The 7,303-nt window shown below is 61.8% G+C and carries 8 protein-coding genes; all 8 read left to right on the forward strand.

The genetic code is table 11. The features are described 5' to 3' along the window. Window positions 1-493 (forward strand): thiamine pyrophosphate-dependent enzyme (locus EN984_RS15960; RefSeq protein ID WP_245480073.1); only part of this gene is annotated, 493 nt, incomplete at its 5' end. A gap of 96 nt (window positions 494-589) precedes the next feature. Next, entirely contained in the window at window positions 590-1,471 is an 882-nt protein-coding gene (locus tag EN984_RS15965) for a cytochrome c oxidase assembly protein (protein ID WP_127266686.1), read from the forward strand. Window positions 1,472-1,622: 151 nt separating this feature from the next. Next, entirely contained in the window at window positions 1,623-2,699 is a 1,077-nt protein-coding gene (gene coxB, locus EN984_RS15970; RefSeq protein ID WP_306244779.1) for a cytochrome c oxidase subunit II, read from the forward strand. Next, on the forward strand, window positions 2,696-4,636 hold the full coding sequence (gene ctaD / locus EN984_RS15975) for a cytochrome c oxidase subunit I (protein WP_127266687.1): 1,941 nt from the start codon (window positions 2,696-2,698) through the stop codon (window positions 4,634-4,636). The genes coxB and ctaD overlap by 4 nt, the downstream gene beginning before the upstream one ends. Beyond that, window positions 4,633-5,235 carry a cytochrome c oxidase subunit 3 gene (locus tag EN984_RS15980; protein WP_127266702.1) on the forward strand — a complete coding sequence of 201 codons (603 nt, stop codon included), beginning with the start codon at window positions 4,633-4,635 and terminating at the stop codon, window positions 5,233-5,235. Before ctaD ends, EN984_RS15980 begins: the two co-directional genes overlap by 4 nt. A gap of 1 nt (window position 5,236) precedes the next feature. Further along, window positions 5,237-5,578: a hypothetical protein gene (locus EN984_RS15985; protein WP_127266688.1), complete on the forward strand. Its 342-nt coding sequence runs from the start codon at window positions 5,237-5,239 to the stop codon at window positions 5,576-5,578. A 20-nt stretch (window positions 5,579-5,598) separates the two neighbouring features. Further along, the gene (locus EN984_RS15990) at window positions 5,599-7,059 is read left to right on the forward strand and encodes a cytochrome c (protein WP_164748822.1); all 1,461 of its coding nucleotides are present in this window, start codon (window positions 5,599-5,601) and stop codon (window positions 7,057-7,059) included. A gap of 38 nt (window positions 7,060-7,097) precedes the next feature. Then, a partial coding sequence (locus EN984_RS38215; RefSeq protein ID WP_206517432.1) for a hypothetical protein occupies window positions 7,098-7,303 on the forward strand: 206 nt, incomplete at its 3' end.

A 7,303-nucleotide genomic window follows, 5' to 3' on the forward strand; every position in this document is an offset into this window, starting at 1 on the left:
CGCCTACGCCATCGCTGCCGGCATCGCGTTTCCCGGTCGACCGATTGCCGCCATCGTCGGCGATGGCGGCTTTGCCATGCAGCTCGGCGAATTCTCGACGGCGGTGCGCTACAAGATCCCGCTGAAGGTTCTGGTGATCAAGAACAACATGCTCAATCAGATCGCCTGGGAGCAGATGATGTTTCTGGGGAATCCGCAATTCGGTTGCGAATTGCAGCCGATCGATTTTGCCATGGCGGCGGAAGCAATGGGCGCAAAGGGTTTTCGCATCGAGCGGGCCGATCAGATCGAGACGGTTCTCGACCAGGCTTTCGCCACGGAAGGCCCTGTCGTGATCGAAGCGCTGGTAGATGCGTATGAGCCGCTGATGCCGCCCAAAATGCCGGCAGATTACGCCAAGAACTTCCGCCAGGCCCTGCCGCGGACACCGGGACACGAACGCATAGAAGAAAACATCGCCCGGGAGCCGGCGAAATCGATGATGGACGCCTAGAGGCACGGAGGTGAGAACAGCGCCTCAGTGGCTTCAATCTGGATCTTTCCAGATGAACCGGAGCTCCGGTGCTCTTCCGGCTGACGGATGCGGATCATGAGCTTCGACGCGCTCTTTTCGACCTCGATCTGCTATGGCAACGGCGCCCCGCAAGCCGGTTGGACACTGGCGCTTCCCATCACATTGCCGCTCCTGGCAGTCGTGTCGCTCTATACAGCGGGCGCCAGCCGACTGTGGCGACGGAGCGGACGCGGACGCCGCTTGCGATCACGGCAGGCCTTCCAGTTTGCTGCCGGCTGGGCCGTCCTGGCGTTCGCCCTTGTAAGCCCGATCCATGCGTTGGGCGAACATGTGTTTGCGGCGCACATGATCGAGCATGAATTGCTGATGGCGGTCGCAGCGCCTCTGCTGGTTGCCTCCCGCCCGACAGCGGCGATGATGTGGGCACTGCCGGTACAGCTGCGCCAGATATTCGGAGCGGCCGGACATGCAAATACGCTTCGGGCGATCTGGGCGTTCATCAGCCGCCCTGTGGTCGCGACCGTCCTGCACGGAGCCGCGATATGGATCTGGCATGTCCCGGCGCTGTTCGAGGCTGCCCTCCAGCAGGGTTTCCTGCACTATGCCCAGCATGCGAGCTTCCTCGGTACCGGGCTATTGTTCTGGTGGGTGCTGCTGCCTCGCCCTGGCCGCGAGCACGCTTGCGGCAATGCGGTGATGCATCTCTTCTTCACCTCGCTCCACACCGGGCTGCTCGGGGTTTTGCTCGTCGTCTCGCCAAAGCTGTGGTATCCGGCTAATGCCGTCGGCTCGGATCTGTGGGGGCTCAGCCCGCTCGAGGACCAGCAACTTGCAGGCTTGATCATGTGGATTCCCGCTGGCCTGATCTATGGCGGAGCCGCACTGCTCTTGGTTGCTTTCTGGATTCAAACGAGCAGTCGGCGGCATCAGGCTCCCCAGGAGTTGCGCATCGTCTAACCCGCACCGCTTCACGTCGGTTTTCACCGGGCGGTGTTGCCAAGCATCCTTTTTCAGCCAGCTGCGTTATGGCCTTGGCAACGATGGTGGATCCTTCATGGCGAGGTGCATGAGTCCGTTGGCCCGCTCTCGCAGGCGGACATGACCGCAAATGTCGCTTGCCTTTACATGTCCAACGCAAATCCTGACTGGCATTGTTGCGGGAAAGGCTGCGCAACCGCGTTTGAGGTGGGTCAGCGCAGCGTCGATGTTGGTATTGGCAGGATGCGGCGATCGGCAATCGGCCCTCCATGCACACGGTGCGAACGCCCGGAGAATCCTTGATCTGATCTGGTCTTTCAGCGCAGTCGCGGCGGCCACGTGGCTGCTTGTCATGCTGGTCTTGGCGGCAGCGCTTTTGCGTCGCCGCCTCTCCGAGACAACGCGCTCGCCGCTTGAGATCGATTCACATCAGGAGCGCCGATTTACCCGCGCTGTCGGCAGCGCCGTTGCGTTGACCGTTCTGGTGCTCGTCATGATGACGATAGCGAGTTTTTTCGCCGGCAAATCCATTGCTTCGCTGAGCGGAACGGAAACGCTTGCCGTGCGGATCACGGGGCACCAATGGTGGTGGGAGGTCCGGTATGCCGGTAATGATCCCTCGCAATCGATCGTCACGGCAAATGAAATCCATGTCCCGGTTGGCGAACCGGTCAAGGTCGAACTCGATTCGCTCGATGTTATTCATAGCTTCTGGGTGCCGAACCTTGCCGGTAAGCGCGATCTCATTCCGGGCCGGCCAAGCCAGCTTACCCTCATCGCCGATAAGCCCGGCATCTATCGTGGCCAGTGTGCCGAATTCTGCGGCTATCAGCACGCCCATATGGCCATCACCGTCATCGCGGAAAGCCGCGAAGCGTTCGACGCATGGCAATCCAGGCAAAACGCCGTCGCATCCGCGCCTGGCGGCGAGGAAGAACGCCGCGGCCAACAGGCATTTCTTTCCACCGGCTGTGCGCTCTGCCATACGATAAGAGGCACGCCTGCCAGCGGAACGGTCGGTCCTGATCTTACGCATCTCGCCAGCCGACGTGCACTGGCCGCGGATACGCTGGCCATGACCCCTGGCGCGCTCGCCGCCTGGATTGCCGATCCACAGTCGATAAAGCCCGGCGCCAAGATGCCGCGCATTGCCCTTAGCGCCGACGATCTCAACGCGGTCGTCGCCTATCTCGGAAGCCTCGAATGAGCGGCATTGGGGGAAAGCCGGCCGAGCATACCCAGGAGGGCCTGAAAGGCATCCGTGACACCGGCCTCGAAGAGGTGAGACTGCGCGCCTTTCTGGCGCATGCCTGGCGAACGCCGAAAGGCTTCTACGGCTGGCTGGTCACGGTCGATCACAAGCTGATCGGACGGCGCTATATCGTGACGGCTTTCCTGTTTCTCGCCCTTGCGGGTCTATCAGCGCTCGCCATGCGTTTCCAGCTTGCCCAGCCGGAGGCCGGCCACATCGGCCCCGATCTCTACAACCAGCTGTTCACCATGCATGGCACGACGATGATGTTTCTGTTCGCCGTACCGGTGATGGAAGCTTTCGCCATTTACCTGGTGCCGCTGATGATCGGCACTCGCAATGTCGCCTTTCCGCGGCTCAATGCATTCAGCTACTGGGTCTATCTTTCCGGCGGGCTGATGATCTGGATCGCCTTCGCCTTCGAAACCGGTGCGGATGCCGGCTGGTTTTCCTACGTACCGCTCGCCGGACCCGAATATGGCATCGGCAAGCGCCCCGATTTTTGGGCGCAGATGGTGACCTACACTGAAGTGTCCGCGCTCGCGGTAGCGGTCGAGATCATCGCGACAGTGTTCAAACAACGTGCTCCCGGCATGTCGCTTGACCGCATCCCGCTCTATGTCTGGTCCGTCCTCGTCACGGCTTTCGTCATCCTGTTCGCCATGCCGGCCGTGATGGTCTCGAGCACAATGCTGATCCTGGACCGCCTGGTCGGCACGAAATTCTTCGATCCCGCTGCAGGCGGCGATGCACTGCTGTGGCAGCATCTATTCTGGTTCTTCGGCCATCCCGAGGTCTACATCATCTTCGTTCCGGCGACCGGCTTCGTCTCCGCGATCCTGCCGACCTTCGTTCGCCGCCCGATCTTTGGCTATCTCGGGATCGTCCTGTCGTTGATCGCGATCGGTTTTCTTTCCTTCGGCCTGTGGGTGCACCACATGTTCGCTACCGGCCTGCCGCAGCTCGGCGAAAGCTTCTTTACCGCTTCCTCGATGATGATCGCCATTCCGAGCGGCATTCAGATCTTCTGCTGGATTGCGACGATCTGGGGCGGCCGGCCGATCTTCGCCACGCCCATGCTTTTCGTGCTCGGCTTCATCTTCACCTTTGTGATCGGCGGCCTGACCGGGGTCATGGTCGCCTCGGTGCCGCTCGACCTGCAGGTACACGACACCTATTTCGTGGTTGCCCATTTCCACTATGTGCTGGTCGGGGGCGCCGTCTTCCCCCTGCTAGGCGCCGTTTACTACTGGTTTCCCAAGATCACCGGACGCATGCTGTCTGAGAGGCTCGGCCGCTGGAATTTCTGGCTCGTCTTCCTCGGGTTCAATCTCACCTTCTTCCCCATGCATATTCTCGGTCTGCAAGGCATGCCGCGCCGCGTTTATACGTATCCGCCGGCGAGCGGCTGGGGCGAGATGAACCTCTTCATCAGCCTCTCTTCACTGGTGGTGTTCGCCGGCTTTGCGCTTTTCTTCCTGAACCTCCTGCTCAGCCTTCGCAACGGCAGCATTGCCGGAGACAATCCCTGGGGCGCGAGCACGCTCGAATGGGCGACGACGTCGCCGCCGCCCTCCTACGATTTTTCGCGGCTGCCCGTGGTAACTCACCGCGAACCGCTTTGGGCCGAGCCCGATACGCTTCCCGTGGTCGAGGGTCTGCGTGTCGACGCACGCGAGGTGCTCGCCGGCACGGTCGCCGATGCGGTGCCGCAACTAAGGGTGCCATCGGCTGACAACTCGATCTGGCCGCTTCTGTCGGCCATTGCGGTGGGCGGTGCATTTCTCGGTTCGATATACACGCCATGGGCGGTGGTCTGGGGAGCGATCCCGGTTTCGATCGGCTTCATCTGTTGGTTCTGGCCGAAGGGCGAACCGGAGGACGAGGAATGAGGCACCGTCCCGTCGCCGGCGTCAGCCACCTGCCCACATATGATTTCGGGTCGGCGAGCCCGATGTGGTGGGGAACCCTTGCCTTCATTGCTCTCGAGGCAACAGGTTTTGCCTTGGCGATAGGCACCTACTTCTATTTGGCCGTGCTGGCCCGGCATTGGCCCATCGGAGCGCCGGCGCCAGATTTGCTGCCGGGCACGGCAGTGTTGATCATTCTGGTTGCGAGCGTCGTGCCCAACCACCTGATCGAGTTTTGGGCGCGTCGCCAGGACCTCGCGAAAGTTCGCCTTGGCATGGTCGTCATGTCGGTCGTCGGGATTCTTCCGCTGATCGTTCGCATCTGGGAATTTCCGGCTCTGCGGATTTCCTGGGATCAGAACGCTTACGGATCGATCGTGTGGTTCCTACTTGGACTGCATACCACGCATCTTCTTACCGATGTCGGCGACACGATCGTCCTGGCGGTTCTCATGTTCACGCAAAAAGGCAAGGCGGGCCGCCGCTTCAGCGACGTCTCGGACAATGCGTTCTACTGGGACTTCGTCGTCGTCTCATGGGTCGTGCTCTATCTTGTTATCTATTGGGCTCCGAGGATGTGAGATGCAGGCGATCCGTACCGGCGTTTCCTGGGCAGGCCTGGTCAGCGGGCCAGTTGCATGGGCAATAGCCCTGCAGCTCGATTACTCCATTGCATCCTGGCAGTGCCATGCCGGCTTTCGTCCCACTGCCTTGTTCTCATTGATAGGCGCCGCTGTCGCCCTGGCAGGCACGCTGCTGTCGTGGCACGCCGTTCATGACCGCGGACATGGTACGATCCCGCCCCGGAAGGCGCGCACGCGCGCGTTCCTTGCCAGGACTTCGGTGGGCATCGGGGCGCTGTTCACGCTCATCTTGCTGGCGCAAGTGGTGGCAGGGCTGATCTTCAGCGGGTGCGAATTGTGACGACGCCAAAGACGCGGAGATTGGCCATCCACCGCCGGTACGCGCTTTGGCCTGCCACGGGCATTCCATTTCCAGCCGTCATTTCTCGGTCGGTCGTACTCGTCTTGTTATCGTTGGCGGTTTGTACCGAGCTGCGGGCGAGCGAAATCCAGAGGGGTGAATATCTCACGCGAGCGGCCGACTGCATCGGCTGCCACACGTCCAATCCGAGCCGCCCCTTCGCTGGAGGCTATCGCGTGCCGACGCCCTTCGGCGATGTATACTCGACCAACATCACACCAGATCTCGAAACGGGCATCGGACGCTATTCCGCGGACGAGTTCGTGCGAGCCGTCCAGAAAGGTATCAGGCGCGACGGAGCCGATCTCTACCCCGCCATGCCCTATGACAGCTTCGCCGCAATGAGCCGCGAGGACGTGCTTGCGATCCGGGCCTATCTCCTTGCGCAGCCGCCGATTTCCCAGCCGCGGCCGCGAAACATTCTGCCTTTTCCATTCAACCAGCGCTGGACGGTTGCGCTGTGGAAGCTCGCGAACCTCCAAAGCGGCAGTTTCACGCCTGACCGGAGCCGGACCGCCGCATGGAACAGGGGAGCCTACCTTGTCGAGGTGCTCGGCCACTGCGGTGCCTGCCACACGCCAAGGAATGCGACGTTCGGCATGGATGAAGACCACAAGCTTGCCGGCGGCACCGCCGGCATCTGGCACGCCTTCAACATCACCAGCGACAAGATCGCAGGCGTCGGCGGCTGGAGCAACGAAGAGCTGTCTCGATTCCTCAAAACCGGCGCCGTGCCCGGGAAGGCCTACGCGGGCGGGCCGATGGCGGAAACGGTCATGAACAGCCTGCAGCATCTTTCCGACGACGACATCCAGGCTATTGTCGCCTATCTCAGGGACGTGCCCGCCCAACCGGGAGACGAGAAGCAGCCGCGTTTCTCATGGGGTAACGCGGCCGCGGCCGCGGCCGACGACATTGCTGGAACCGAAGGGATGACGCAAGGCAGCGGAACCGCAACCGGCGATGATCTCTATCGATCGCTCTGTTCGACGTGCCATGGGGCGAACGGAGGCGGATCATCAGACGGATCCTATCCGTCCTTGACCCGTAACAGCACCCCCGGCGCGGCCACGCCCGAGGATGTCGTCATGACCATCCTTGAAGGCGTCAAAGCTGGTGACGTGGCCGGGCGTCAATCGATGGCGGCCTTCGGCGGCTGGCTGGATGATGGCCAGGTGGCAGCTCTTGCAAATTACGTCACCGTGCGGTTCGGAAATCCCGACCTCAGCGTCACCGCGGCCGATGTACGCCAGATGCGGGCAGGAACGACAACCAGCCAGACGATCATGATTCTGGCGGCTCAATCACTTGTAGCGGGCGCCGCCGTGTTGATGCTTGGCCTGCTGCTTTTGCTGGCAAGACGCCTGCGCCGTGGGGCGACTTCAGCGCGCCTCATGTTCGCGCGTAGAGATAGGCGGTAATGTCGCGCGCCTCTTGAGGCGACAGATTTGTATTGGGCATGGCCGTCTTCGGGTCAACGTACCGCGCCCTGCTGATCCAGCGCATCATCGCATCCGGGGTGGCTCGCGACGGCCCGGTATATCCCTCTTTCGACGACGCCTTGCAGGGACGGACCGACGGTGCCACGGGCGCCGGGCACTCCCGGGATTTCGTGACATCCGCCACAGCCGTTGCGGATCATTGCCGGGACGGCCCGGTCAGGGT

Origin of the sequence: Mesorhizobium sp. M7A.F.Ca.CA.004.12.1.1, from assembly GCF_003997835.1 — a bacterium.
GTDB lineage: Bacteria > Pseudomonadota > Alphaproteobacteria > Rhizobiales > Rhizobiaceae > Mesorhizobium.